The sequence below is a fragment of the Streptomyces toxytricini genome (genome assembly GCF_014649915.1).
GTDB lineage: Bacteria > Actinomycetota > Actinomycetes > Streptomycetales > Streptomycetaceae > Streptomyces > Streptomyces toxytricini.
In genome coordinates this window covers 1-25,809 of sequence record NZ_BMTY01000005.1, presented here as the reverse complement: position 1 = coordinate 25,809, position 25,809 = coordinate 1, and the positions used below count along the sequence as shown (strand labels likewise).

The 25,809-nt window shown below is 70.4% G+C and carries 22 protein-coding genes and 4 pseudogenes; 13 read left to right on the top strand and 13 right to left on the bottom strand.

Features of this window, described 5'->3' with window-relative positions; genetic code table 11:
* Nucleotides 1-17: 17 nt before the first annotated feature.
* From IE170_RS07665 to IE170_RS07655, 3 genes are all read right to left on the bottom strand, one after another.
* Nucleotides 18-1,400: a phosphotransferase gene (locus IE170_RS07665; RefSeq protein WP_189808534.1), complete on the bottom strand. Its 1,383-nt coding sequence runs from the start codon at nucleotides 1,398-1,400 to the stop codon at nucleotides 18-20.
* On the bottom strand, nucleotides 1,397-2,017 hold the full coding sequence (locus IE170_RS07660; RefSeq protein WP_189808533.1) for a hypothetical protein: 621 nt from the start codon (nucleotides 2,015-2,017) through the stop codon (nucleotides 1,397-1,399). Before IE170_RS07660 ends, IE170_RS07665 begins: the two co-directional genes overlap by 4 nt.
* Before the next feature lie 76 nt (nucleotides 2,018-2,093).
* Complete coding sequence (locus IE170_RS07655; protein ID WP_223855649.1) at nucleotides 2,094-3,080, bottom strand: NUDIX domain-containing protein; 987 nt, start codon at nucleotides 3,078-3,080, stop codon at nucleotides 2,094-2,096.
* Between the two features lie 865 nt (nucleotides 3,081-3,945).
* On the opposite strand from IE170_RS07655, the gene IE170_RS07650 reads away from it, so the two are divergent.
* From IE170_RS07650 to IE170_RS07630, 5 genes are all read left to right on the top strand, one after another.
* Nucleotides 3,946-5,334, top strand: a complete 1,389-nt coding sequence (locus tag IE170_RS07650; RefSeq protein ID WP_229884633.1) for a CLIPPER-2 domain-containing protein — start codon at nucleotides 3,946-3,948, stop codon at nucleotides 5,332-5,334.
* 236 nt (nucleotides 5,335-5,570) lie between these two features.
* Nucleotides 5,571-6,041, top strand: a complete 471-nt coding sequence (locus IE170_RS07645; protein ID WP_189808531.1) for a hypothetical protein — start codon at nucleotides 5,571-5,573, stop codon at nucleotides 6,039-6,041.
* A gap of 643 nt (nucleotides 6,042-6,684) precedes the next feature.
* On the top strand, nucleotides 6,685-7,617 hold the full coding sequence (locus IE170_RS07640; protein ID WP_223855684.1) for an endonuclease/exonuclease/phosphatase family protein: 933 nt from the start codon (nucleotides 6,685-6,687) through the stop codon (nucleotides 7,615-7,617).
* Nucleotides 7,618-7,656: 39 nt separating this feature from the next.
* The gene (gene cseB / locus IE170_RS07635; protein ID WP_189808530.1) at nucleotides 7,657-8,445 is read left to right on the top strand and encodes a two-component system response regulator CseB; all 789 of its coding nucleotides are present in this window, start codon (nucleotides 7,657-7,659) and stop codon (nucleotides 8,443-8,445) included.
* Nucleotides 8,446-8,461: 16 nt separating this feature from the next.
* Entirely contained in the window at nucleotides 8,462-9,745 is a 1,284-nt protein-coding gene (locus IE170_RS07630; protein ID WP_189808529.1) for a sensor histidine kinase, read from the top strand.
* 23 nt (nucleotides 9,746-9,768) lie between these two features.
* Here the strand turns inward: IE170_RS07630 and IE170_RS07625 are convergent.
* A pseudogene (locus IE170_RS07625) lies at nucleotides 9,769-9,892 on the bottom strand (IS5/IS1182 family transposase); the annotation flags it as partial.
* 106 nt (nucleotides 9,893-9,998) lie between these two features.
* Here IE170_RS07625 and IE170_RS07620 point away from each other — a divergent pair.
* Both IE170_RS07620 and IE170_RS07615 read left to right on the top strand, forming a co-directional pair.
* Entirely contained in the window at nucleotides 9,999-10,412 is a 414-nt protein-coding gene (locus tag IE170_RS07620) for a hypothetical protein (RefSeq protein ID WP_189808528.1), read from the top strand.
* A 416-nt stretch (nucleotides 10,413-10,828) separates the two neighbouring features.
* The gene (locus IE170_RS07615) at nucleotides 10,829-11,134 is read left to right on the top strand and encodes a hypothetical protein (RefSeq protein ID WP_189808527.1); all 306 of its coding nucleotides are present in this window, start codon (nucleotides 10,829-10,831) and stop codon (nucleotides 11,132-11,134) included.
* Between the two features lie 321 nt (nucleotides 11,135-11,455).
* On the opposite strand, the pseudogene IE170_RS07610 reads toward IE170_RS07615, so the two are convergent.
* The 4 genes and pseudogenes from IE170_RS07610 to IE170_RS07595 all read right to left on the bottom strand — a co-directional run.
* Nucleotides 11,456-11,812: pseudogene (locus IE170_RS07610) on the bottom strand (helix-turn-helix domain-containing protein); the annotation flags it as partial.
* A 103-nt stretch (nucleotides 11,813-11,915) separates the two neighbouring features.
* The gene (locus tag IE170_RS07605; RefSeq protein WP_189808526.1) at nucleotides 11,916-12,578 is read right to left on the bottom strand and encodes a GOLPH3/VPS74 family protein; all 663 of its coding nucleotides are present in this window, start codon (nucleotides 12,576-12,578) and stop codon (nucleotides 11,916-11,918) included.
* A 119-nt stretch (nucleotides 12,579-12,697) separates the two neighbouring features.
* A pseudogene (locus IE170_RS07600) lies at nucleotides 12,698-13,057 on the bottom strand (transposase family protein); the annotation flags it as partial.
* Nucleotides 13,058-13,087: 30 nt separating this feature from the next.
* Nucleotides 13,088-13,905 (bottom strand): IS5 family transposase gene (locus tag IE170_RS07595; RefSeq protein ID WP_223855682.1). Its coding sequence is split into 2 segments (ribosomal slippage): nucleotides 13,088-13,540 and nucleotides 13,543-13,905, totalling 816 coding nucleotides; the frame shifts between segments, so codons are not numbered across the junction.
* On the opposite strand from IE170_RS07595, the gene IE170_RS33145 reads away from it, so the two are divergent.
* Nucleotides 13,881-14,006, top strand: a complete 126-nt coding sequence (locus tag IE170_RS33145) for a hypothetical protein (RefSeq protein WP_263406954.1) — start codon at nucleotides 13,881-13,883, stop codon at nucleotides 14,004-14,006. The two genes, IE170_RS07595 and IE170_RS33145, sit on opposite strands and share 25 nt — an antisense overlap.
* Before the next feature lie 151 nt (nucleotides 14,007-14,157).
* Nucleotides 14,158-14,475: a hypothetical protein gene (locus tag IE170_RS07590; protein WP_189808788.1), complete on the top strand. Its 318-nt coding sequence runs from the start codon at nucleotides 14,158-14,160 to the stop codon at nucleotides 14,473-14,475.
* A gap of 137 nt (nucleotides 14,476-14,612) precedes the next feature.
* On the opposite strand, the gene IE170_RS07585 is transcribed toward IE170_RS07590, so the two are convergent.
* Nucleotides 14,613-15,686, bottom strand: a complete 1,074-nt coding sequence (locus tag IE170_RS07585) for a serine hydrolase domain-containing protein (RefSeq protein ID WP_189808525.1) — start codon at nucleotides 15,684-15,686, stop codon at nucleotides 14,613-14,615.
* A gap of 140 nt (nucleotides 15,687-15,826) precedes the next feature.
* Between IE170_RS07585 and IE170_RS07580 the strand changes: the two are divergent.
* The 3 genes and pseudogenes from IE170_RS07580 to IE170_RS07570 form a co-directional block, all read left to right on the top strand.
* Nucleotides 15,827-16,309 (top strand): annotated as a pseudogene (locus IE170_RS07580) (transposase family protein); the annotation flags it as partial.
* 749 nt (nucleotides 16,310-17,058) lie between these two features.
* Nucleotides 17,059-18,642: an ISL3 family transposase gene (locus tag IE170_RS07575; protein ID WP_223855681.1), complete on the top strand. Its 1,584-nt coding sequence runs from the start codon at nucleotides 17,059-17,061 to the stop codon at nucleotides 18,640-18,642.
* Between the two features lie 61 nt (nucleotides 18,643-18,703).
* Entirely contained in the window at nucleotides 18,704-19,120 is a 417-nt protein-coding gene (locus tag IE170_RS07570) for a DUF4259 domain-containing protein (protein ID WP_189808523.1), read from the top strand.
* A gap of 398 nt (nucleotides 19,121-19,518) precedes the next feature.
* Here IE170_RS07570 and IE170_RS07565 read toward each other — a convergent pair whose 3' ends face one another.
* A complete protein-coding gene (locus IE170_RS07565) occupies nucleotides 19,519-20,064 on the bottom strand; it encodes an AAA family ATPase (RefSeq protein WP_189808522.1) in 546 nt (181 codons plus the stop codon).
* 674 nt (nucleotides 20,065-20,738) lie between these two features.
* On the bottom strand, nucleotides 20,739-21,413 hold the full coding sequence (locus IE170_RS07560; protein ID WP_189808521.1) for a TetR/AcrR family transcriptional regulator: 675 nt from the start codon (nucleotides 21,411-21,413) through the stop codon (nucleotides 20,739-20,741).
* A gap of 63 nt (nucleotides 21,414-21,476) precedes the next feature.
* On the opposite strand from IE170_RS07560, the gene IE170_RS07555 reads away from it, so the two are divergent.
* A complete protein-coding gene (locus IE170_RS07555; protein ID WP_189808520.1) occupies nucleotides 21,477-22,001 on the top strand; it encodes an SRPBCC family protein in 525 nt (174 codons plus the stop codon).
* Nucleotides 22,002-23,837: 1,836 nt separating this feature from the next.
* Here the strand turns inward: IE170_RS07555 and IE170_RS07550 are convergent.
* A complete protein-coding gene (locus tag IE170_RS07550; RefSeq protein ID WP_189808519.1) occupies nucleotides 23,838-24,389 on the bottom strand; it encodes an RDD family protein in 552 nt (183 codons plus the stop codon).
* 295 nt (nucleotides 24,390-24,684) lie between these two features.
* Nucleotides 24,685-25,374 carry a ribosome-inactivating family protein gene (locus IE170_RS07545; protein WP_189808518.1) on the bottom strand — a complete coding sequence of 230 codons (690 nt, stop codon included), beginning with the start codon at nucleotides 25,372-25,374 and terminating at the stop codon, nucleotides 24,685-24,687.
* Between the last annotated feature and the right edge of the window lie 435 nt (nucleotides 25,375-25,809).

Genomic DNA, 25,809 nt, shown 5'->3' with positions numbered 1-25,809 from the left:
CGTGGGTGTGGTGACGGTCAGGGGCGCCGTGCGGCGCGGAGCCGGGCCAGCGTGCGCAGGCCGCGCTCGACGAGCTCGGGGTCGCCGTGGGCAGCGCCGTGGGAGATGCCGGAGACGGAGTCCAGGACGGACAGGACCGCGAGCTGGGTTTCTTCCTCCGGGGTGAAGGGGCGGCCGTAGCCGTCCATCACGGCTTGCAGGAGGTCGGGGCGGCCGTGCCAGGAGTCGGAGAGCCGTACGAAGTCCCGCACGGCAGGGCCCCGTTCGGCGCGCTCGAAGTCGAACACGTACAGGGAGCCGGCGGCCGTGTCCCACCTCAGATTGCGGGGCTGGAAATCGCCGTGGGTGGGCACCGTGTCCGGGGCCGGAAGGGTGGCGGCCTTCTTGGCGGTGGCACGGATGAACTCCTCGTCCCCGGGGGCGAGGCGGGGCCGGGCTCCGGCCAGGTGCCGTTCCAGCTTCCCCAGGGGCAGGGTGCCGGCGGCCGGACGCGGTGGGGCGCTGGTGTGGATGGCGGCGGCGAGCTGCCCGATGTGGCGGAAAATGAGGCGCTGCTGCTCCGGCGAGTGGACGGCGCCGTGCAGGGATCGTCCTCCCACTGCGGTGAGCACCACGGCCCGCAGCGTCGGGTCGGCAGCCACCAGCCGGGGCGCCGCCGGGCCGAGGCCGGGGACCCAGCCGCGGAGCGCCGTCACTTCACGCCGGTGGAAGCGGTCGTTCTGGTGGATCTTGACGTACCAGGTGCCGCCCTCGGCGCCGTCCGCCCTCCACACACGGCTCTCCGCCCGCGCCCAGGACACGTCCGTCCATGCGGTGATCCGGCCGACCGCCTGCTCGGCGAAGGCGCGCACCTCCTGATCCGGGACCACGCCGCGGTCGGCGGGTTCCGGGACCAGGACCAGCCGGTCAACGGTCGGGTCGTAGGCGATCGGATCGCCCGGCTCCTGGAAGTGCACGGCCATCCGCGCACCGGCCCGGTAGGCATCCAGCCCCGCCCGGCAGTACGCGACCATCGGCTCCGGCAGCCTGTCGAACGCGAACCACTCTATGGCGTCGCACACCCGGTGCTCCATGACCTCCGGGATGCCGTCCCAGCACCTCACCTCGAAAAACACCCCCAGTCGGGCACCGCCCGCGGGGGAGCGGTGGTGCACGGTGACAGCCGCACGGACATCGGCCGGATCGACGACGATGCCGGCCTCCTCGCGGGTTTCGCGCACCAGGGCCGTCACCGCGTCCTCCCACGGACCGTCCAGATGCCCGCTGACCAGATGCCAGCACCCGGCCGCGTACACGTCGCCGGCCCGGCGGGACAGCAGCACCTCGGGCCCGGCCGGGCCGTCGCGCAGGGCGATGAGGTGGACGTCGAGCGGCTCGGTGTGCCGCCGGGCGCCGGTCACGCGTCATCGCCGGGGCGGCGAGCGAGCAGCAACGTGAACTCTGTGTCCTCCGTCAGCACGCCACCGCGCGCATGGCCCTGGAGGAGGCGGAGCGCCTCGTCCTCGAACTCGTGGTGGGCGGGGTGGGCGAAGCTCGTGGTGCGCAGGTATCCGATGACGTTCTCGGGCCTCCGGGCGCGGGCGACGGGGAAGCGGTGCTCGGCCACGTCGCTGAACGCCGAGTCGGCGAGGCCCTCTTCGTAGGAGCGGCCCCGCCCGGCGTGCGCTCCGCGGGTGCCCGCGCGCCGGTCCTTGCCGGGGCAGGTCTGGATCAGCCCCCGAAGGGCGGCGGTCCAGTCCGTTTCGTGGGTCCACAGGCTGCCGTCTCCCATGATCGCCACGACGGCGTTCGGCGCGGCCACCCTGGCCGCCTCACCCAGGGCCGGCGCCTGCCGCTCTGCCTCCACATCGGTCCCACGGGGGTAGGCCTTCACGAACCACCGTCGGCCCGTGCGGTCCTCGGCGACGTGGTTGCGGGTCGCCGTCCCCGCCGGGCCCTCGCTGAGCGCGGCCTGCGTGATCCGGTACAGCAGCGCCAGGATCCCGGCCGCGACCGTGACGTCGGACTCGGCGCTCACCCCGGCACCCCCAGCGGCGCCGGCGTGCGGACGGCCCGAGCCCGCCGCCCGCTCCCGGTGGGCGTGCTCACGCCGGTCACCGTCCCAACTGGGAGTAGAAGCGGCCTTCGGCGATGCCGACCATAGCCGTCCGGGTGTAGGAGACGAGCCGTTCCGGGAGCTCGTGGGGCGGCCACCACTTCCAGGCCAGGCACTTGTCGGCCTCCAGCACCTTCGGCTCTCCCTTCCAGCGGCGGGCACGGAACACGAGCTGCATCAACGGCGGCCCGCCCGGGGCGTCGACGACGTGGACAACGTGCGCGAGTTCCACGTCCGCGGGGTCGATGACCAGCCCCGCTTCCTCCCGCGCCTCCCGTACCAGCGACGCGACAGCGGACTCGCGTTCGCACTTGCCGGCCAGGTAGTGCCAGGTGTTCCCCGCGAAAGCCGAGTCGGGGTGGCGCAGGCCCAGGAGCACCCGCCCTTCGTCGTCCTCCAGATGGAGGTGGACGCCGATGCCGTTGAGCACGGGCCGCCTGCCTCCCTCGTGCAACGGAGTGGCGGCGCCGGGTGCACCGCCCGGAGGGCTCTCGGCCGCATGCCGGCGGATGAGGTCTCGCGTCGCGGGACTCAGGCGGAGCCGGTCCAGTATGTCGGGGGTGAACCAGCGCAGCAGCACGCCCTCGTGAAGCCGGTGCCGGTCGGGGTCGCCGCGCCAGATGCCGGTGAACACCTGGATCGGGACGCTGAGGCCGTCGAGGCTGGTGGCCGTCTCCACGGCGTACGGCCGCAGGTCCGCCGGGAGGAGGTCGGGGACCTGCTCGGACAGCTCCCGCAGCAGCGTGCCTTCAAGGTCCCGGTCGTCGTGCGTGCGGCCGCCGCCGAGCAGGGCGAACGCCCCCGGCTGCCAGATGCCGGGCTTGTGGTCGCGCAGGTGGAGCAGGTAGCGGCCCTGCCCGTCGTGAATGAGTGCGGATGCGTTCACCGGCTCCGGCTGCCCGTCCAGCCGGGCCCGGAGGAGCTTCTCGCGCAGCGTCGGCGAGGTGACCTCCGACTTGTCGCTGCCTGGTTCGACCAGCGTCAATGTGTTCCCCCTTCGTGGACGCGGTGGTGCGTCGACGTGCTCAACGACGCCGCACGATTTCGAGCACCTGTTCCTTTCGGACGGGTTGCGCACCCTGTGATTCAGCGGGTTTCCGAAGGTGTGCGGTGCACCGACCCTTGCCGCACATGGACACGCGGCTCGGGGGCGGTTGGCCGAAACGCCGAGGCTCGGCCGTTGGGGCCGGGAGGCCGGCAGGAGGCCCGCCCACCTCCGCCTCCTGCCGCACCCGCCCGCAGGCCTCCATTGAGGCGTCGGCGATGTGCGCCGGCCTCGACGGCGTGGTCGTCAGACTGAAGGACACCGCCGAGCAGCGCTCGGCGGGTGTGCGGACGCGCTTCCCGCACCGGGCGATCGCCGTCAAGCTGCCCGCGGTGGAACGGCAGACGGTGCTGGAGGCGGCGGAGTGGGAAGTCGGCCGGACGGGGTGCCCGCACCGACCGCGGTCCGAGCGGAACCCGGGGCGGAAGACACATCCCCGCAGGGCCCCGACTCGCAGCCACCGTGCAGCGTCAACTTGCCTCCGCTTCGATCACCCTCGCCAGTGCATGTGCCGGGCCGGTTCGGGTTTCGTTCCGGCCGTGCGGCATGGGGCGGCTGGTGGTGGCCGGGCATGAGGTTCCCGGCGGCCCCGGGGAATCGATCGACGGGGGCGGTGACGCGCCGTGGTTGTCCCGGAATATGCCCGGCAAACGTGCTTCACGGGTTTGGCCGGGAGGGAATCGCGGTCTCTTCCCGCCCACCGCTGCGTGCGGTGTGCTTTCGGCGTCTCGGCGGCCGCTCCCTCTGCACGGGTGCGGCCCCGGTCGGACGGCACACCCAGGCACGCAGGACGAAGGGGAGGATCGTGAGCACACCCATTCCGCTACGAGTAGCGCTGGTCAACGGCAGCTTCGAAGAGCCCGTCGTGACCGATGTCGAAATCTTGCCGGACTCCACGCAGACCCAGACAGCCAAACGGGTTCCCGGCTGGCGTACGACAGCAGCCGATCACCGGATCGAGCTGTGGCGCTCGGGTTTCCAGGGCGTCCCGGCGGCTGAGGGAACGCAGTTCGCCGAGCTCAACGCCAACGAGGTCTCCACTCTCTACCAGGACCTGGCGACGACGCCCGGCACGAAGCTGTACTGGCGCCTGCACCACAGGGGCCGCCTCGGCCAGGACACCATGGCGCTGGACATCGGCGCGCCGGGCGCGGCCGTGGAGCAGGGCCGGTTCACCGACGGCACCACCGCCTGGGGTTACCACACCGGAACGTACACCGTGCCGGCGGGCCAGACCACGACCCGGTTCGCCTTCCGCTCGGTGGCCGCCGCCGGCGGGGCCCCCACGGTCGGCAACTTTCTGGACGGCGTGTTCTTCGGCACCGCGCCCCTGGTCGTACTCACGAAGGTCGCCACCCCGCAGGGCCCGCTGCAGGTGGGCGACGTCATCACCTACCGCATCACCGCCAAGAACGAAGGCGGAGGCGCGGCTGAAGCGCTGACGCTGAGCGACGCCATTCCCGCCGGCACGACCTACCTCCCCGGGTCCCTCCGCATCGTCGAAGGCCCCAACGCCGGAGTCAAGAGCGACCACAGCGGAGACGACCAGGCGCACTTCGACGCCCAGGGCAACCAGGTCGTGTTCCGTCTGGGCATCGGCGCCACCGGCGGGCAGCCGGGCAGCCTGCCCAGCACCGTCACCATGGCGGCGGGTACCACGGTGGAGTACCGCGTCACCATCGACGAGGCCGGCGCCGGCGGGCAGGTCACCAACACGGCCACCGCCACCTACGAAAACCGTCTCGGTCCCACCCCCGAGCCGCTGACCGCCACCTCCGACGCGGCCGTCACCGACGTACTGCCGGCCGTGGACCTGAACGTCGTGAAGTCCGCCGACGCCACCACCGTCACCGTCGGCCAGACGGTGACCTACCGCATCACCGTCTCCAACACCGGTCCGAACGACGCCACCGGCGTCACCGTCACCGACCGGCTCCCCGGCCCGCTCGTCTTCCTGTCCGCCGGCGCCTCCGCGGGCACCTACGACTCCGACACCGGCCTCTGGACGGTCGGCGACCTCGCCAACGGTGCCACCGCCGCGCTCACCCTGCGCGCCAAGGCCACCACGGCCGGCTCGGTCACCAACACCGCCACCGCCCGTGCCGACGAAAAGGACCTCGACCCCTCCGGCAACACCGACGCCGTCACCATCTGCGTCGAACGCGCCCCTTCCTGCTGCACCCCCTGCGCCTGACTCCCTCCACCACCGGCGGGAGCGCCGTGACCCGGCCCCACGGGGCGGGGCCACGGCGCAAGGGCCGCCGCCCCGGGTCGGGGCGGCGGCCCTTTGCTGCGCCCGAAGGGCCCGTGGGGGCCGCCACGGGCGCCCGCGCGGCTGCGCTGCATCCTCGCTGAGAGCGGTCGGCCGTGTCGTGACGGGGATGGCTGCCAGGGTGGGGTCACCGTAGTCGCGGGTGAAAGGCGGTTGCAGTGGAGATCACGGTGCAGTGGATCAGGACGTCATGGACGAAGCTTTCCCGGGGCGGGGACGCTGCTGCCCGCAGGAACGCGGTGCCGGCTGGCTTCCCGGTATCGCAGGTGCCGCCTTCCTTCGCGCACTTCGTTGAGATGTCGGAGTGGGACGGGTTCGTCCCCCATGAGTCGGTGAAGGATCTCGGCGAAGTCGGGGTCGGCTTGCGCGACGAGGGCGACCGCTTGCGGGTGCTGGCGTGCGAGGAGCGCGTGTACGGTATGCCGCCCCGGTCGCGCAGGCCACCAGCAGTGCGCCTGAGTCCATGCCAGTGGGTCCGCTGGCAGTTGAACTACCGGTTCAGTGGCATCGGACACGGAGACTGGTCATACTGGCTCGACACGTTCAACGTTGCTTACGGACCCGTTGAGCCGGACGTGTTCCTGTCGCAGCCGACCGTGTTGGTCGACGAGTGCGGTCCGGTTCGATAGAGCGCGGCCAGCGCTCAAGGCGGCGCCCCTGGGGTCCGCCCTGGTTGCGCCAGGCCGCTGCTCGAACACCGCCGCACCGCGGCTTCCGTATGGGGCAGCCTTGCTGCGGCGAGGCTCCCGTCCAGGAGATCGGCGTCCGGGCCCCGGCCTCCATGAGAGCCGACCTCCAGGGCGCCCGGGCCGTCAACCACCTCCGCCAACGGGTCTGCCAGCCGTGCAGCCGCCCACCGACCCCTGCATCGCCCACGCCGGGAACCTCGCCAACGGTGGTCACCGCGTGGGTGTCAGGGCGGCGATCCGGGTCAGGTGCCGGCCGAACAACAGGAGGATCGCCCCGGCTCCGCGAACGTCGTGCGGCAGGTCGGCGTCGGTCAGGCACTGGGTGGAGGAGATCCCACCGGGAGTCCTCGTCCGATGGCCGATACCCGACTGAAACGCAACTGCGGGCCCCTCGAAGGGGCCTCCTGACGCCCTGGAAGCGCGCCTCACCGACGCTGTGCCGGTACCGGATCACCGGCTTACGAGATACCGGAAGGCAAATGCCGTGCTGAGCACTCCGTACCGTTCCCAGGCCAGCAGGAAAGCGGAGCAGCCCGCCCCGCCTCCGCCTCCGCCGCCGTCCGCCAACCGCCGCCGCGTACCCCTGCCCACCGGCCGTGGCCGCGGATCACTGATCGCCGCCGCCGCGGTGTGTGCGGCGCTGATGATGGCCCTGCACACCAGAATCCCGAACGGGGCCGCCAACTTCGGCAGCCTGTTCCAGACCTTCCTGCCCTGGGTCGGCCTGACCGTCCCCGTCCTCCTCGTGGCGGCGGCGGTACGCCGCTCCCGGCTCGCCGCCGTCGCCGTCCTGGCCCCCCTGACCGTCTGGGGCTGCCTTTTCGGAGAGACCCTCACCGACAGGCGATCCGAGCGGCCCGGCAGCGGGAACTTCACGGTGGTCAGCCACAACGTGGACGAGGAGAATCCCGATCCGGCGCGGACCGCGCGAGCGCTCGCCGCATCGGGTGCGGACGTGCTGGCCCTGGAGGAGATCTCCTCGAAAGCCACGCCCGCCTACGAGCGCGAGCTCGCCGCCGGCTATCCGTACCGCTCCGACACCCTCGGCGTCAGACTGTGGAGCAAGCACCCGCTGAACGGCGTGGAAGCGGTGCCGATCATGCCGTGGACGCGTGCCGTACGGGCCACCGTCGAGACCCCCCACGGCCCTGTCGCGGTCTTCGCCGCCCACCTCGCTTCGGTACGCCTGACCCCGGACGCCGGATTCACCGCCGACCGCCGCAACGACGCCGCCCGGAAGCTGGCCGCGGCCGTGCGGGCGGAGCCGCTGGCCCGGGTCGTCGTGATGGGTGACTTCAACGGGACGGCCGATGACACGGCCTTGCGACCGGTGACCTCCCAGCTGACCTCCGCACAGCGCGAGGCGGGCGCCGGTTTCGGTTTCACCTGGCCCGCTCCGTTCCCCGTGGTCCGCATCGACCAGATCCTGGTGAAGGGGATGAGCGCGACCTCCTCGTGGACCCTGCCCGCTACCGGCAGCGACCACCTCCCCGTCGCGGCCTCCCTCCGGCTGTGACCGCACCGCAGGCCCCACTGACTAGGATGGACTATGCAAATGTCCGTTTCTGAGCAGGTAGGTGGCGTGTCGGCACCCCGGGTCCCGGACCCCGTCAGCGTCCTCGTCGTCGAGGACGACGCCACCATCCGCCGCGCCGTACAGCTGTCCCTCGAACGGTACGGCTATCGGGTCGCGGTGGCCGTGAACGGACTCGACGGCCTGGAGGCGTTCCGGGCCGGCAGCCACGACCTGCTGATCCTGGACGTGATGCTGCCCGAACTCGACGGCATCGGGCTGTGCCGCCGGATCCGCGAGCAGAGCCTGGTCCCGGTCCTGATGATGTCCGCGCGCGGAGACGCCCTCGACGTGGTCTCAGGGCTGGAGGCGGGTGCCGATGATTACGTCGTCAAACCCGTCGACACCCCCGTCCTCGTCGCCCGCATCCGGACGCTGCTGCGCCGTGCCACCTTCCGGCCCGCCCAACCGGAGACGACTCCGGCGCGCGGGGCCGCACCGACCAACCCCGCAGCCGCCTCCGCGGACACCGGGATACCACCTGCGGAGCTGGTCTTCGGGGACCTGTCCGTGAACACCCTCGGCCTGGAGGTACACCGGGGCGGACAGCCCGTTGCGCTGACCCCCACCGAGCTGCGGCTGCTGCTGGAGTTCGCGGCAGCCCCCGGCGCCGTACTCGACCGCCGCCGCCTCCTGCGGGACGTGTGGGACTACGGCTGGGAGGGCGACACCCGCGTCGTGGACCTGTGCGTGCTGAGACTGCGCAAGAAGATCGGAGCCGAGCGGATCGAGACCGTCCGGGGCTTCGGCTACAAACTCGTCCGCGACTGAGGGGCCGTCCCCACCCATGCCACTCCTCAACCCGCGCGCCCTGCGCTGGAAGATAGCCGCCCTGACCGCGGCCGCCTGCTGCGCCGTGGCCGCCGTGATCGGCGTCCTCGTCCACCAGGCGATGGCCGAACGAAGTGAACACACAGGCAACGAACGCCTCTCCGCGCGCCTGGCAGCCGCGGAGCGCGAGTACACCCGCACGGGCAGCGCGCCGCTCGAAGTCGAAGTCCTCACTCCCGAGCAGCTCGACGCACCGCTCGCCCGGGCGCTGGCCACCAAGGATCCGGCCGCTCTGTACGCGACCTGGAACGACCGCAAACCCCCCAACTGGTACTGGATGTGGGCGGCCATGCCCGTCGACGGCGGCCGGGTACTCGTCGCCCGGACGGACATGAGCTCCGAGGTACGCGGCCTCCAACTCCTGGACCGCAGCATCGTCAAAGCCGTGTTCGCCGCCCTCCTGGTCGTCGTACCGCTCGCCGCCCTCGCCACCGAACCGATGAACCGCAGGCTGCGCCGGGGATCCCGCACGGCCCGGGCCATCGCCGACGGCGACCTCGGCGCCCGGATCGGACCGGGCGGCCGGGCCCGGGACGAGATCACCGAGATGTCGGCGGCCGTGGACGAGATGGCTGCGGCCCTGCAGCACAAGCTGGAGGGCGAGCGCCGCTTCACCGCGGACGTCGCACACGAACTGCGCACCCCGCTGATGGGGCTGTCCACCGCAGCCGGCCTCCTCCCGGAGGGCGACGAGGCGGCCGAACTCGTCCGGGACCGTGCCCGGGCCCTGAACGGGCTGGTCGAGGACCTCCTGGAAATCTCCCGGCTCGACGCCGGAGCCGAACAAGCCCGGACCGACGCGGTGCCGCTGGCCGAACTGGTCACCGACATCGTCCGCCGCACCGGGACGCCGACCGCCGTGGCGATCCGTGCCACCCCGATCGTGGAGACCGACCCGCGCCGGGTGGAACGGATCGTGGTCAACCTCGTCACCAACGCACACCGGCACGGAGCCGACCCCGTCCGAGTCGCCGTGGAGGCCACCGCCACGGGCGCGCGGATCCTCGTACGGGACCAAGGGCCCGGCTATCCCGCTGCGCTGCTCACGGAAGGCCCGCAACGCTTTCGGACGGGAACCCCCGAGCGAGGGCGGGGGCACGGGCTCGGGCTGACCATCGCGCTTGGGCAGGCGAAGGTCCTCGGCGCCAGGCTGGCCTTCGCGAACGCTCCGGAGGGGGGCGCGGTCGCCACCCTCGACCTGGACGGCGGACGCGGTTCCGTCCCTGCCGGCGCTCGGTGACCCGGCAGACCGCGCCGCGGCTTCGTGCGCCAGTACGCCGTGACCAGCAGAGCCCGGGCCTCCAGCGGAAGGCTCCACGGCCGGCCCCTGCGGACCGCGTCCCCACCCCCGTGAACCGTCACGCGCCTGCCGAACTGTCGCGGGCAGCCCGGTGAACGGGGCTGTCCAGGAGGATCTCGCTGCGGGGCCCGCCTCTCTCTGGCTGGAGACATCTCAGTCGCCCGGGCGGATTCGGCATGAGAGCCTCACGCCCGTGGCTACTGAAACCGAGGTGGGAGAGCTGTTGCACCAGCGCGGCTGGCGGACGGCATTCAGGGTCGCTGAAATGGTGAACGCATGGGCCGCGCTGGTGAGCGCCGTCGAGCGCGGCTACGGCGACGACATCTACGAGTACACCAACGACCTCTACTGCCGAAACTGGCTGCACGAGGCGTGGCTCCTGCTGGACGACCACATCGTCCAGCTCTGGACCCCGCAGATAAAAGCTCTGGACGACCAGTACAAGGCCGCCACCGTCGACGACGACGGCATGGCACTCGACCAGTTCCACGGACTTCCCGGTCCCGACCTGTGGTGGTGGCGGCGACACCCCCGCATCCTCACCGGAGACCTCGGGCGTTCGCTTCGCTCGGCCGGGGCCATCGGCGCCGACCCGGACACAGCTTGACCCTCAGCGTCACGTGATTCGCGGGACAGCACTTGGGTGCAGTGGCGTCCCGAAGAATCCGTGGAACTCCCTGCGCCCCGCCCGGCCTCGGGTGCCGCTCACGTCAGCGATGTGGGCGGCCACACAGTACGAGTAATACGTGAAATTGCGGGCCGAGGCGGAGAGGATCTTGCTCGGGAAACTCATCGGCGACGGCTACCGAAATGCCGAAGGGTTCGACGCGGAAGGGGAACGCCGGTATTTCGGCGACAAGGCTGGCGCGTATCATTGGGGCGATAAGCTCGGAGAGGGCGGCCGGGTTCTTGGCATGGTGCGGATAATGGGACGGGGACCTCCCCCACCTCCAAGTCCACACTTTTCCGAAATCTCCGTGTGGTGGCGAAATCATCCGAATATTCCGGGGAGAGGGGCAGTGAATGCGGATGCAGGCGGCAAATCGCCTTACCATGACAAAGGCAGGCATCACGGCCCGTATTGCGGCGCACGAGCCGGGGCGAGTCGCCTGGGTTGCCGTGTATCCCGTGGACGGCGGGTTCATGGTTTTCACGGTGGAGATTCCCGAACACCTGGCGGATGACAGCGTGTGCTTCGGCCAGGAATCCATCTCGCGGCGCAACGTGGGCACGTTCCCGACGATCGAAGAAGTCGACGAAGCCGTCGCCAACCTTGGCATCAACCCTGACGAACTGGATTCCCCCTGGCGCAACGACTATCCGCTGTAGCTGCGCTGGCTTGTTCCGAAGGGCGGCCAGTAGTGCGCCACGGGCGCGACGAGCTATCGACTCCGCACCCGACGCTGTTCAGCAGCGCACACTGCGACCATATGTGTAGCGCCACAGCCTTCCGCGCGCCCGGTATTTCGGCGCGGCCTCCCGCGATGAACTCCTCCTTCACCGTGCAGATCCCGAAGGTCACGCCCCCGGCGGAGACGACGACTACGGCTACGAAACAACCGCCTACCCGCCCGGCTGGTGGCCGCCGCCCGGGCCGCGATCACCGCAGATGCGCCCGCACTGCTGCCCCTCCTCGGCGCCCCGCCCCCGCCGGTCGCCTTGACGCCGCCTACGTCCTGGCGACCGCGACCACATCGTCCGGACCGTCGAGGCTGGCAGGCCGAGGATCGGTCCGATGCCGGCGGGGTGAAGCTTGCGGTCGGTCCGCAGGCGGCAGACCCGTGCCTCGAGTCCGGCCGGGGTGCGGTGGGGTGTCGTGACCGGCCTGCTGGGACGGTCGTGCAGGCCAGCCTCGCCCCCGGCCCGCCAGCGGCTGATCCACGTGTGTGCGGTCGGGCAGGATATGCCCATCTCGGCCGCCACGTGCGCGACCGGACATCCTGCGAGGACGCGTTGGACCAGGATCCGCCTGCCGTGAACGGTCAGCCGGGCATTACGGTGGGACACGAAGACTTCCGTGTGCGGTGCAGCCTAGACACGTCCACCACACCGGGGGGCTTCGTCATGATCAAGCCCCGGGCCCTGTCGACGACACTCGTGGTCAATACACCTAGCTGCCGGCCGCGGCGACTGTGATCACCGTGACTGCGACCATCGCCGCCTGCATGTCGCGGATGGCGGCGCGGACGCTCTCGGCCGCCCATTGCCCTGTAGCGACCTCCTCCATCCGCGAGGCAACCTGCTTGCGGTGGCCGTCGGGGAAGGACAGACGGTGCAACTTGGCCGAGTGGATCAGCGCGATGAGGCCAGCTGTCCGCGTGTCCGGCTCGGCGCCGTCCAGTACCACGGCCCGGAGCCGCTCACGCAGTTCCCGTTCCACCGCGCCGTCGGCCTCGGGGTAGCGGCGCATCGGGAACAAGCCCAGTGCCCTGTGTTTCTCCTCCACGACCACCCCACGCTTGCACAGGCTTTCGAGAGCCGCAGCGACGGCCTTGGGCTGGTCCTTCGTCAGCCACTCCGTCATCCGGCGCTTGCCGCGACCCCGCATCCAGGTCTCGATCAGCGCCGTCCGACTGTCGAGCAGCGAGTCTCCGGTCGGAGTCGTGTCCACCAGCTCGAAGTGCTTACCTACGACCGAAACCCTCCCGGCCAACACCAGTTCGAGCAGGATCCCGCCCGCCACCGCCCACCCGGCGGCTTGCCGCTGCTTTGCCGATCCGGACTCGTCGTCCAGGGACAGCAGCATGATCTCCTCGGCCAGTGTGACTGCCACAGTCGCTACCCCCCGTACACCCAGTGATCACTTCCCCACTGGTCAGACGCCCGGTTCCCCAGAGAAGTTCCCGAAGGGCGAGGGTCTTCAGCGGATCGGCCTGGGTTCTGGCTCTTTGGTCAGCGTCGGGTCCAGATGAGGATGCCGGCGAGGTTGAGTGCGGCCTGGTAGACGCCGGCGAGCTTGTCGGTTCGTATGGCCCTGCCGCGCCACTGCTTGAGCAGGTCGATGCACCGCTCGACGGTGTTCCGCTGCTTGTAGACCTCGCGGTCGAAGCCGCGCGGACGGCCGCGTTGGCGGCCCCGCTGCAGGGTGTGGCCGACGCGCAGGCGGGACACCGCGCTCTCGAAGGCAGACGCGTCACTAGCCTGATCTGCGGTGACAGCGAATGCGAGAGGTCGCGCCCCGCCATCCGCAGCCAGGTGGACCTTGGCGCTCAGCCCGCCGCGCGAGTGTCCGAGGGCGTGATCGACGGGCTCACCGGATCGAGCCCCCCTTTGGGCCTCGTTTCACTTGGTGAGCCGCCGGTAGTTGATGAGGCCGATGGCTGTGAAGGCGAGGAAGTGCTCGGGCTTGCGCTCGTAGCGGCGGTGGAGCCGACGGCAGCCGGCCAGCCAGGACATGGTCCGTTCCACGACCCATCGATGACGCCCCAGTCGCTGTGATGTGCCGATCCCCCGACGGGCGATCCGGGGCGCGATGCCCCGACCGCGGAGCCATCGCCGCAGGTGAGGGTAGTCGTAGCCTTTGTCTCCGTGGAGCTTGCCGGGTCGCCTGCGGCGGGGACCGCGACGGCTGCGGACCGGCGGTATCGACGCGACGAGCGGCTGCAGAGCGAGACTGTCCTGGGTGTTGGCCGAGGAGACGGCGACCGCGACCGGCAGACCGGACCGGTCGGTGACGAGGTGGATCTTCGATCCGTTCTTGCCGCGATCGGTCGGATTCGGTCCGGTCAGGAGCCCCCTTTGAGGGCCCGGACACTCACCGAGTCGATGGCGAAACGCGACCAGGCCAACTCTCCCCGGGCGCCGAGTGCATCGAGGATGACCCGGTGCAGACGGGCCCGGACCCTGTCCTTGCTCCAGCGGGCGAACCTCCGGTAGACCGTCGGCCAGGCCGGCCCGAACAACGGCGGCACCTGCCGCCACGTGCACCCCGACGTTGCCACGAACACGATCGCGGCCAGATACTCACGATCGCCGGCCCGTCGAAGGCCACCTCCTTGCGGGCGGATCACCACCGTCTCCGGCACCACCCTGCGGAACAACTCCCACAACTCGTCTGCAGAAGCTGCGCGGCTACGTGGACGAGCGGCTGGTGATGGCAGCGCCCGCGATGACGTTCCGCGAGCCCCGCCAGCGGTACGAGGCCCAGTGGCCGCACCACGCCGTCCTGGGTGGTGGCGTCTACACCCCGCCGACGCCGTAGCGGTCGCCCCGCCGCTCGGTCTGCCGGGCCCCTCGCGGGACCCTGCGGATGACGGTGCTCCCCGCCGACGCGACCGACCTTGCGCTGCTCCTGTTCGACGAGGGTCTCCCGGTACCCGAAGCAGACGGTCCGGGCGGCATTCACTGCGGCGGTGGACACCCTCACCATCCCCGGCGACGACGAACCGGACACCGACCCGGAACAACGGCTCGACGACCTCGCCGGGCACAACGCCGACACCGGCCTGACCGTGACCTTGGTCCCGGCCCGGGCCCGGCGGATCGACGACGGCATCGCCCGTCTCGCCCCCGCCGGCGGACACGCCTGGCCCCCGCCCGAGCTCGCCGCCGTCTACGAGAACCCCGGTCCGCCGACTGCCACACCCAGGGACGCTGCGCTGTCCGCGGGCGCCGCGGCCCTCAACGGGACGATGTCCCGGAGGACATCGGCGGTCTGCTGCGCGCGATGAACCCCACCGCCACGGCCAACCCGATCGCGTCCCTCGTCGTTAGCGGTGTTCGCCTGCTTGAGCACGTCCAGTGGGCGGGCGGGGGTGCGGCGGCCATCACCGTTGATGGCGGCGCTTCCCCGGCCTCGGACGAGGCGTCAGACTGTGCCCGGGCGGGCGTCGCGGGAGGTGGCCTGGTCCTGGAGGGTCCGCAGCAGGTCGAAGGCTGGGGCGTCCACGGGGCGCTGGGTGTTGCTCAGGACGATCGCGGCCGTGCCGGTCTCGGGATCGAACCCGACGAAGGACGCGAAGCCTCCGGTTCCGCCGTTGTGCCAGATCTGCAGGTGGGCACCCTGCCGGGGGTGCAGGCGGTGGGCCCGCCAGCCGAGGTGCATCCAGGAGAAGCGGTTGTCGCGGTGCTCGACCTGCCGGGTGAGGCGGACCGCCTCCGCCAGCTCGGTACCGCCGCAGTCCAACTGGGCGCGTACGTAGGCCACGAGGTCGGTCGCGGACGACCGCAGGCCTCCCGCCCCGGCCAGATCAGCCAAGTGCCACGGCCGGGTGGGGCGGCGCCTGCTGTCGTGGCCCTGGGCGAGTCGGCCGGGTCGGCTGGCGTCACCCGCCACCCCGGTCGCGGACATGCCGAGCGGGGCGCACACCTGGGTGGTGACCAGCTGCTCGTAGGTGGTGCCCGCGCGGCGGGCGAGGGCCAGCCCGAGGAGGCCGGCACCGAGGTTGGAGTAGCGCACCCGTCGGCCCGGGGTGGAGCGGAGGCGGGTGCGGGCCAGCCCGGACAGCAGTACGTCCGCGGTGCAGCCTGCGTACGGATCGGGGGTGCGGGGGCGCAGCAGGGCCCGCAGCATCATGCCCTTGGGCAGCCGGGGCAGACCGGAGGTGTGGGTGGACAGGTGCCGCAGGGTGATCTCCTGTCCGCCCCGCGAGGGTACGGCCGCGCCCTCGGGCAGGAGCCGGGCCAGCGGCTCGTCGAGCTCCACCGTGCCGGCGACCGCCATCCGCGCCAGACACAGCGCGGTGAACGTCTTCGTCACCGAGCCGATCTCGAAGAGCGTGTCGGCGCTCGGTGTCCCGCCGTCGGCCCCTCCGGTGGTTCCCGCCGCCGCATGCGCGACCTGTCCGCCGGCTACGACGGCGACGGCGACGCCGACGTGCCGTCGGGCGAGCCGCTCCGCGGTCGCCAGGGCGAGCACGTCGAGGTCTTGAGCTTTGTCCATGCCCGGATCATGCAGGAGTGCGCACACCCGCCGACAGCGTCCGGAGACTGATTCCCGAACCGTCGCAGCGCGCCCTGAGGAGGAGAACGCCCGAGACCAAAGGGTGTTGCAGAAGGCTCAGTGCTGGGCATTTTGCCTGTATGGGTGGGGCGTTGCGGGCTGAGTCGTTGTGGGTCGAGACGTTCACGGGCTTGCGCATGGACAGGTTTGAATCTGGTGAAGGTGGTCCGTGAACGGGGTGGGAACGGGCCCGGCGGCGGCCGGCCGTGGTGCCTGCCGCTGGCTGATCGGGTGTTACTGGTAGCCGTTACTACCGTACCAACCTCACGATGCGGCAGCTTGCCCCGCTCTTCGGGATCTCTTCGGCGACCGTCTGCCGGGTCATCCAGCGCCTGCGTCCGATGCTGGCACTGGAGCCGGCCCCGCGGCCGGTCGCTGACGTGGACCGGCTGTGGATCGTGGACGGCACCTTGATCCCTGTCCGCGATCGCACGGTCGGCGCCTCGTCGAGGAACTACCGGTTCTCGGCGAACGTGCAGGTCATCATTGATGCCGACAGTCGCCTGGTCGTGGCCTCCGCCCGGCCGGCGCCGGGCAACAAAGCCGATGCCCACGTCTGGCGGGAGCCGCAGCCGCGTATCGAGCACATCCTCCGGCGTCTGCCCATACAGTATCGTCGCGTTCCCCGCGACCGCCGCCCGCGCCCGAAGTCACCGACCGCACCCTGCTGCCCTTCCTCGTTGACCAGGCCGAAAAGCCTGTGATCGACCACCGCATCCAATTCGTGCGGCACCACTACGACAGCCACTTTGACCTCTCTCGGCGTCCTAGGATCCTGCCCTCCGCGATGGCGGCTTGCCCAGGGCCTTCGGTTACAAGTCTCCCCGTCCCAGCGCAGCGCGTCGGCGTATACCCGGGCACCAACACCAGGCTCGCCGGGACCCGGCGAACTGTGCCCATTCCCAAAGCCGACCACCGATCCTCCAGCGCGGCCCTGAAGGCCCGGACGGAGTCCTCGTCCCCGACGGTGGTGCCCAGCACCACCAGGTCGGGCTCCGATGTGCTGCTCGTCGATCGGTGCACGTTCCGGCTGATGAGGTCCTGGAGAAGCTCGCGGATGGGCGGCGGCATCAGGCCCTCGGTGGCAAGGAGGTGCCACTGTCAGCCGGGAACGGAGAGCGTTCGTAGACGAGTTACAGGAGCAGTCGTTTGCCCCTGGTGCCGGGAATGCTGATGAGATTCGGTTCTGGCTCGCTTTCCGTGATGCGCGCACACTGAGTGACGGCTGACGCTCCAGTCAGGCTCGGGGAAGTTGCCTGAAAATGACCAGGGCCGATCTTGGTGTGGTCGACAGTGCGGCGTCGTGGAAGAGATGTCGCCCCGTCTGGAGGGCCTGCTGTTACCGTCCATCGCGGACGTGTCCGTGCTGTCGTTAGACGTGAGTCACGAGGCGATACGCGTCGACGTTTGCAGTACGGCGGCCGGGGCGGCATGCCCGGACTGTGGGAGCGAGTCGTCCCGGGTGCACAGCTCTTACCTGCGGTTTCCTGCGGACGTGCCGAGTGGGGGACGTCTGGTGGTTCTACAACTTCGAGTTCGGTGTCCGGAGTCTTCGTGTGCTCGGCGGACGTTCGCTGAGCAGATGCCGGGACTGACCCGGCGGCACAGCAGGTGGACGGAGCGGTTGCGGTCGACTCTCGCCGCGGTAGGTCTCGCCCTCGCCGGCCGGGCTGGCGCCCGGATGGCACGGGCCTTCGGGGTGTCCATCAGCCGCAGCGCGGTGTTGCGGCTGCTCGATGCATTGCCCGAACCCGAAGTCCCGGCCCCGCGGGTGGTTGGTGTTGATGAGTACGCCACACGCAAAGGACGGGTCTACGGCACGGTGCTCGTCGACGTCGAAACCCGTCGGCCGGTGGATCTGCTGCCTGACCGGGAGGCGTCCAGCCTGGCCGCATGGCTGGAGAAGCGACCAGGGATCGAGATCGTCTGCCGGGACCGTGCGCCGTTCTTCGCGGAAGGTGCCACAGCCGGGGCACCCCAGGCGACGCAGGTCGCCGACCGCTGGCATCTGTGGCACAACCTCGGGGAGGCCGCTGAGCGGGCTGTCGCCCGCCACCGCCATTGCCTTCGCGTCCTGGTCCCCGATCGCGAGGGGAAGGCCGACGAACCGGCGCCGCCAGGGGAGAAGGCGGACTCTCCATGGCGGAGCGAGCGGTTCGCCAACCGTGTCCGAGCCAGGCACGCCACGGTCCACGCGCTGCTGGAAGCCGGCCACAGCCGCCGTTCCATCGGGCGTCAGCTCCAGATGACCCACCGCACCGTCAAAAGCCTCGCCGACGCTGCGAAGCCGGAAGACCTCTTTCGCGGCCAGTGGCAGCACAACAGGACCTCCGTTCTCGACGAGTACAAGCCCTACCTGGACGAACGTTGGGACGAGGGCTGCACCAACGCCTGGAAGCTCTGGGAGGAGATCGTTCCCTTGGGCTATCGGGGCAGCTACGGCCGGGTCAGCGCCTACCTGCGAGAGAAGCGCACCTCGCCACGGCCGGTCACCGCGCAACCGCCGGCACCCCGCGTGGTGACGAGATGGATCCTCAGCCGACCCGAGACGCTGACCGAGATCGAGCAGCTCCGGCTCAAGGCCGTCCTGGCCAACTGCCCTGAACTCGACGCCCTGACCGGTCACGTCCGGTCCTTCGCCCACATGCTCACCGAGCGGCAGGGGGAACGACTTCCGCAGTGGCTCGACGCCGTCCGCCAGGACGACCTTCCCAGCCTCCACACTCTCGCGGCTGGCATCGACCGAGACCGCAACGCAGTCATCGCCGGCCTGACCCTGCCCTGGAACTCCGGCATCGTCGAAGGACACGTCAACCGGATCAAGATGCTCAAGCGACAGATGTTCGGTCGCGCCGGCTTCGCACTGCTCCGCAAGCGGGTTCTCCTCGCACCGTGACCGATGTCAGTGGCTCCTGGAACCATGTCTTCGTCCGAGACAGCCATATCAGGAGCCATGCATGGGAACGTGGGGAACCGGCCCGTTCGACAGCGACCTCGCCGCAGACTTCGTCGATGGACTTGAGGGGCTCACCAACCAGCAGGTCATTGACGTGCTGGAGCGGGCATTCCACCGAGTCACCGACTCGGGAGAACGCGTCGATGGCGGAGACGGGGCCGAAGCCATTGCCGCTGGCGCCCTCGTCGCCAGCACCCTCCCGGACAGCCCCATCGTGATTGACCCCGATGACGGCCCCAGGCAACCGCTGCCCGCACTCCCGGCCTCCCTTCGGGCGTCGGCGAGACTCGCACTGCATCGGGTTCTCCAGGACGGATCTGAAATGGCAACCGGCTGGGTGGACAGCGCCGACGCCGACCAGTGGCGCCAGGAAGTGCGACAGATCCTCCAAGCACTCGAAACTCCCTCTGATCACTAGTCGTGACCGCTTCACGGAAGTCGTGCCAGAACCACAACCCGTGAATAAAGCCAGCTCGGCAGCTGCACGGGGGGCGTCCGCGTCTCCGGCCGCGTGGTGGGCCAGGAACACCTGCCGGTGCAGAAGCTCGTTGTCCTCGGCGGCGAGGAGCCCCGATGCGCGGCCCAGAGCGCGCCGGTGTAATCGGCGGCCTCTCGACGGCGGGTGGACAGCGCGCTGGCGACATCGGTGATGGCCGACACCATCTCCTGGATGGGCGGCTCGGCCCAGGCGTAGCGGCTTCCGTCAGCATGTGCCCGCCCACCGTCCGAGGCCGGCCGCTCCGTGTCCACGTGGTCCTCTCGCCTGATGACGGAGGCTCATCTGGCCCCTACCCCCGCGGTCATCGGGCGGCAGCGTTACGGGTCCGGTACCTTGTTCGCTCGCTCGAGCACGGCATCAGCCAGCTTGTGCGAGGGCAGTTCACCATCCAAAAAGATGGTGTCCTGCGAGAGTGTGGCGGCAGTCGCCAGGCATGCCGGGATCTGTGCTTTGCACCATGCGCGGACCTGCTCGTCCCGAGAAGGATCGTCTGGCGTGAAGCTCCGCCCGTCGATGCGCTCGACCAGAACCTCCGGGGGAACCTTCAGGAAGAAGTGGAGCACTTCCACGCCCGACTCCCTGAGGGCACTGAAGATTTCGTCGACGTGTGCCGGGTCGATCAGGGTCATGGGCACCAGCACCGGCTGTCGGTACTCCTCGACAAGACCAATTGCCATGGTGGCCACTTGGCGGCGCCACAGCGTCAGGTCTTGGAAGTTTCCGGTCGGCACGTCCACGATCCGCCGAAGCACGAAACCGATCATCTCAGGGTCGAACACCAGTGCATCCGGCCAGCGTGACCGCAACTCCTCCACGAGTGTGGTCTTCCCGCTGCCGAACGCGCCATTTATCCAGACGAGCACAGTTCCCCCTTCAGAACGCAACAACAGGCGTGTGCCAGGCCGACAGCGGCCGAACCCCCACACTCTTAATGATCTTCACGCAGCGCACGATCCGCGGGTTCCACGACGGGGCGGTTTGGGGACGCTGTAGGCCTGCCCGTGGCCTCTCCCCGTCCGGGGTGGGACGTACCTGCACCACGTGGTGCAACGACCAGTGGAATGCCCCCTGCCCGGGCGCTGGGAGCCCACCCCTTCCACGCCCACCCCGCCTGGATCTGCTGACCCGGTTGCTTCGTCAGGACGCGCTCCTCCCGGTTGCGCCAGTGGGCGACCGCGGTCATCGCCCGTCATCCGGCCGTCAGCGCACGCAGTTCATGCCCGGGGTCGGACACGCCCTGTGGAACGGCCTGGACGGCAATGACGAGCGAGCCGCCGCCGTCGTCAGCGCGGTCTTCCAAGACCGGCCGGCCCCCTGCGCGCGCGAGGCGATCCCGGCTTCCTGGCCGACCGCAGATGAGGAGCGCGGCCGGTCCGCGGTCGGCAGCGGCGGATGGGCCTTCGAGGCCGTCCTGCCGTTGTCCCGGGCGTGGTGGCGAGGGCGGGAGGCCACGGCTCGCGTGCTGGTGTGGCCTCTCGTGGCACCGGAGCGGGAGCCGGTGGCGGCCTCTGGGCAGGCGTGCTCCGGCACGCAGTTTTCAGACGGGGTCCCGGTCACCCCTGTGCTGTTCTTCCGGGCCGCTGTCGCGGGCTGGCGGTTTGCCGGTCGCGGGGGTCGCCGGAGCGGTGCCTGGGGGAAGGAGGGCTGCGGTGCACTGCTCGGCGAGGTCTTCTGCGTGCGGGGGGAGTTCCGCGCCCGCGCGGAGATGGCGGCGGACGATGGACAGCGGGAGGTCGATCAGGGCGAGCGTGATGCGCTCGCGTGCCTGTTCGCCGTTGGCGCCGAGGGCCTCGCCGAGGTCGTGGACGGCGGTGAATGTCCGGCGGTTGCCGGCGTCGGCGCGTGCGGTGTGCTCCGGCGACCAGTGGGCGCGGTCGAAGTCGGCGGCGCCGTAGAGGAGCAGGGCGGCCTCCTCGGGGTGGTGGCGGCTCCAGGCGATCACGTGCCGGGATGCCGCGCGCGCCGCGAGAGGTGGGTCGTCGTGGCTGCGCAGCACAGCCGTGTAGCTCTCCTGGAAGCGCTCTACCGTGCGCAGCCACACCTCGGCGAGCAGGGCGGGGCGGCCGCTGAAGCGGTGGTAGACGGATCCGCTTGGCGCCCCGACGGCCTGGGCGACCGCCGACATCGTCACACTGGCCGGTCCGCCGCTCGCGGCGAGGCGGACGGCGGCGTCGAGGAGCTGCTCTGTGTCGAAGCGGGGTGGTCTCGCCATGAAACAGAGAGTACCCTCCAATTTATTAGAGGCATGTCTCCAATACCGTCTGGAGGAGAGAGCATGGGTGTCTACAACGTCCACGAGCGCCTGCTGGCCGCAAAAGCCTACGAGGTGGGCGCACTCATCGACACGCTGGCCGGCGGGGAAGACGACCGGCTCTGGCCCGGCCGCCACTGGTCGCCGATGGAGTTCGACCGCCCGCTGGGCCCCGGCGTCGCGGGTGGTCACGGACCGGTCCGCTATACCGTGGCCGGATACGTGCCGGGGCAGTGGATCCGCTTCGAGTTCACCGGCCCCAGCGGTTTCCACGGCTTCCACGAACTGGCCGTCCTGCCCGCCGGCCCGGACCACACCCGCCTGCACCACACCCTGACCATGTCCCCCCGCGGCCAGGCCCGGATCACCTGGCCGCTGGTCTTCCGCCCCATGCACGACGCCTGCATGGAGGACGCCTTCGACCGCGCCGAACTCGCCTGCACCGGCACCGTCTCCCGCCCCGCCCGCTGGTCGCCCTACGTCCGCTTCCTCCACGCCCTGGCCTCCCGCGCCCTGCGCCGCAGCGCGGAACCCGTCCCCCACCCCTGAGAAGGCATGCTCGGCACGAGGAGCGAAGCGCCAATGGAAAAAGCGTCTCAGGGAGCCGGCTGTCTGGCACCGTGGACCTCGAACCGGGAGATGGTGCGGCCGTCGACGTCCATTTCCCGGTAGCCCGCGAGCCGGTGCTCCCCGGCGTTCCAGGCGAGAGCGTAGGTACGTCGGCCGATCGCGGGGAAGTCGCCGACGTCGACGGGTGTGGTGAGGATCAGCCCGTCCTCGCAGACGAGCCGTCCGGTACGGGCGTTCGAACCGGGGGCTGCCCAGCCAGACCGTGAGGCCGGGTACGCCTAGTCTCACGGGCGGTCAGCAGGGCCCCCAGCGGCTGCCGTCGCCGTGGTCGGCCTCCAGCAGGGGGTAGCGAGCCGGCGGGTACGGCGTGCTGCCGCGAAGGACGGCCCACCGCATCGTGCCAGGCAGCCAGTACCGCACAGTGCGGCCCAGTTCCGGGGCTTCCTGCACGCGTGCCAGGTCCCCAAGACTGCACATCCGGCGTGGGAGGAAGCCAGGAGCCGGGCATGGCGCCACGAGAAGCTCGACACATCCCTCAGCGAGATCACGGGCGGGCACCACGGTCCGTTCCGCATGGGCGATGGTCTCAACACGCACTCGCCCTCGTCTTCCGCCATCACCTGGGGCAAGGCGGTAACCCTGCCGGACCTTTCAAGGCCGCTGAGCGGAATCCGTTCCCGACGCAACATCGGCGCCGCCTCCACTGCCCGGAGCGCACCGGAAGGCTGTCCGTGTGGTCCGCCGAGGCGGCCCGGATCCGGATCCCGGATCAGCCCGCCGGGAAAACGTGTTTTGTCCCGTCCGGGAGCCTTCCGGCCGCGTACGAGGCCGGGAAGCTCCCTGATTACGAGCTGATCGGTGATCGCGACGTCCGATCCCCCTCAGCAGTGGTTGGGGGGCGGGTTGGAACTCGACGTACTTCGTGGTCGTTACGACCTTCTTGAGGACCTTGCCCTGATGGTTCTTGGTGGTCTTGGTTGCCGTCTTGGTGGTGGTGACCATGACCCGCCCGTCATTCAGGGTGGTCTTGACCTCCTTGTACGTGGTGCTCGTGGTCGTCTTGTTGTCGATCTGGCGCCCCTCCGAATCCCCCTGGTCGTCTGGACGGCCGCTGTCTGCGGCGTGGCGGGCGCGGGCCGAGGCGGTGGAGGGGAGGACCGCTCCGCCGGCGGCGAGGGCTCTGCAGGCACCGGGGAGGGCGAGACGCTGGGTGAGGTTGGTACGGGTCATGGGTGTCTCCTGGAGGGGTAAGCAGCCGGTGCACACGCCCGGCCGATCCGATGCGCCCCCTCCCGAGGCCTTGCTTCCATTGGGCCTGGCGGTCGGCGCCAGTGCCAGGCCCCTGGATGTCGGGGCCCCACACCCTCCTCCTCGCGGTACCCGGTCCGCTCCGCTGCACTCGGCTGGACGGGTCGGCTCCCGACGCGGTCGCAGGACCGACCGCCCCGCCACACCTGCGGTGCATCCGCACCACCTGACCGCCCGTCCTCGCCTGGCACCATCCGCGGCGGCCCGGCCGGGGCAATCGCGGCCAGGTGGCGGAGGTCAGCCGTGGCTGCCGGTTCCCGCGCCGCCCTCGTGGCCCGTGAACGGGCACGCCACCATGCCAACGGCCTGGAACAGGTACCGGGGCGCGCCGCGGCGGGGCCGCGGTCGGACCGTTTCCGGAGTGGCATTCCGGTGATGGCGTCGCGTCGGACAAGGCCGGCTGCGAGGCAGGCGCGGACCACGACTGCCGCCGCGCCGCGCCGCGCTGCGCCGTTCGTCCGGCGCCGGGCGAGCCGTCTCTGACGGCGGTCCGGCCCCGTTGAGGGGTCAGGCCGCGAGGTCGGCGCGGCGGGCGTACCGCAGTCCGGCGAGGTCGGCGTGGTAGAGCTCGCCGTCGTCGTTGTCGGTGACGGTTCCACGGGCGGGCCCGCCGCCACCCAGGCCGCGGAAGAAGGCCCGCAGGCCGTAGTACGGCTGGAGGGGCAGCCAGCACAGGCCGCACAGCCATCGGTACGCGGCGTGCCAGAAGCCGGGGCGCCGCCCGTCGGCGGCGCGGATCACGCGGATTCCGGTGAGGAGTTTGCCCGTGCTGGCCCCGAACAGGGCGGTCAGGATCACCTGGTTGAAGAAGGAGGCGGCGGCGAGCACGGCGAGGGCCGTGAGCGGGCGGCCTTCCTCACCGCCGGCCAGGACGTAGGGGACGCTGATGGCGAGGGCGAGGTCCAGCGTGGTGGCGAGGAGCCGCCGCGTCTGGCCGGCGGGGTGCGGCACGCGCCGCGGCCGGGGGGCGTGGGGCGGCAGGCCGCCGTACGGCTGCCACGGCGGGCCCTGGTGGGGCGGGTACGGCTGGTACGGCTGGTTCGCCGGTGACGTGCTCATGCCCATATTCTTGCCGCATTCACACGGGGCCGGGCCCCCTCGCCCGCCACCCGCGGCCACCGCGGCACGGATGGCCGAACCCGGCCCCTGGCCGCGCCCCGCCGGCTTCTGCGCTTTCGCTGTCTCCTGTCAGGGCCATCACGGAGTAACGCTTCCCGAATTGAATCCCATAACGCTGATGGGCCGGGCTCCCGATCTCCAGAAACCCGACCCATCAAGGCGTTCCCGGACCAGTGGTGGTGTCCTCAGAAGGTTGTGTCGCCGGGAATTTTGTTACTGGTGGCCGCGAAGGTGATCAGCCGACGGCACCATACAGGATCATGAAAGGGGCGAGCTGCTGCCTGTTGTGATCGGCATTTCGGAAATGGTGAAGGTTTTCGTACCATGTACCGCCGATGTTCACTGCATCTTGAGGTCGGAGTGTGCCATTGAGTTCGCGGGCGGCGAGATGGGAAAGTCGCCCCCAGTTGTTTTCCAGGGCCACCCCGAACCCGCCCAGGGTGGTCTGCCTGCCCTGGCCGTCATCATGAGCGCCATGTCGGATGACCATCGTAATGCGGAGTCGGATCCAGTCTATCCGGGCCGCTTCCGAAGTGGCAGCGATGATATTGGCCATTGCTCGCCTGCGCGTCGCGTCCCAGACATTGCCGTCCCTCGTGGCGATCATCGAATCGATGTACGAGGTGACGTTGTAGGAGTGCCACTCAGCTGCTCCGCGGACGGCTGCGGTTGCCCCCAGATCGACGTATCCCCCGTTGTACGGAAGGGTCTGCCACAGGTAGCCGCCCGGAGCTCCGTAATAGTTCTGGAATTCGGTCACCAGGTCTTGGTTGGGATCCGTGAAGCGATAATTGCGGCCGTTTGTGGTGAATCCCTCCAGGTAGAGATTCTCCACGCGGAAGTAAAGGCTCAGCTGGTGGGGGACTGCGTTGTTGTTGTTGTTGATGACCCGCATTTCGATGAAGCGCGGAGTCGCGTCGCGCATCCATTCCAGGGTTGATCCTGGGTCGTGGATTGATGCACGCTCAGCAGCTGTGTTCCCGCGAGCGCTTCGGTCTGCTCGTCTCGGCAGCGGGGTCCGCTGGGCCTGTGCCGCCACTCGCCCCCCACTGCCGGCTTCGCCCCCGGAGCGCAGCGGAGGGGGTGTGCTCGAATCCGGGATTCTATACAGCACCGCAGGTGATGCACCGGGTTGAGCCGCCGGGGCCGGTTGAGCGCAGCCGGCTGCCCGCGCAGCGGGCCCCGGGCGCGGCACGCGCCCGGCCCTCCGGGTGGAGCGCAGCGGAACCCGGTTCCGGTCCGGCGCAGCCGGACCGGAACGCCCCCGCGCAGCGGGGGCGGTGACGCTCCGTCACTTGCCCCCGGCGAAGCGGGGGCCGTCCCTGCCTAGCGCGCAGCGCTAGGGGTCCCGCTCCGCGGG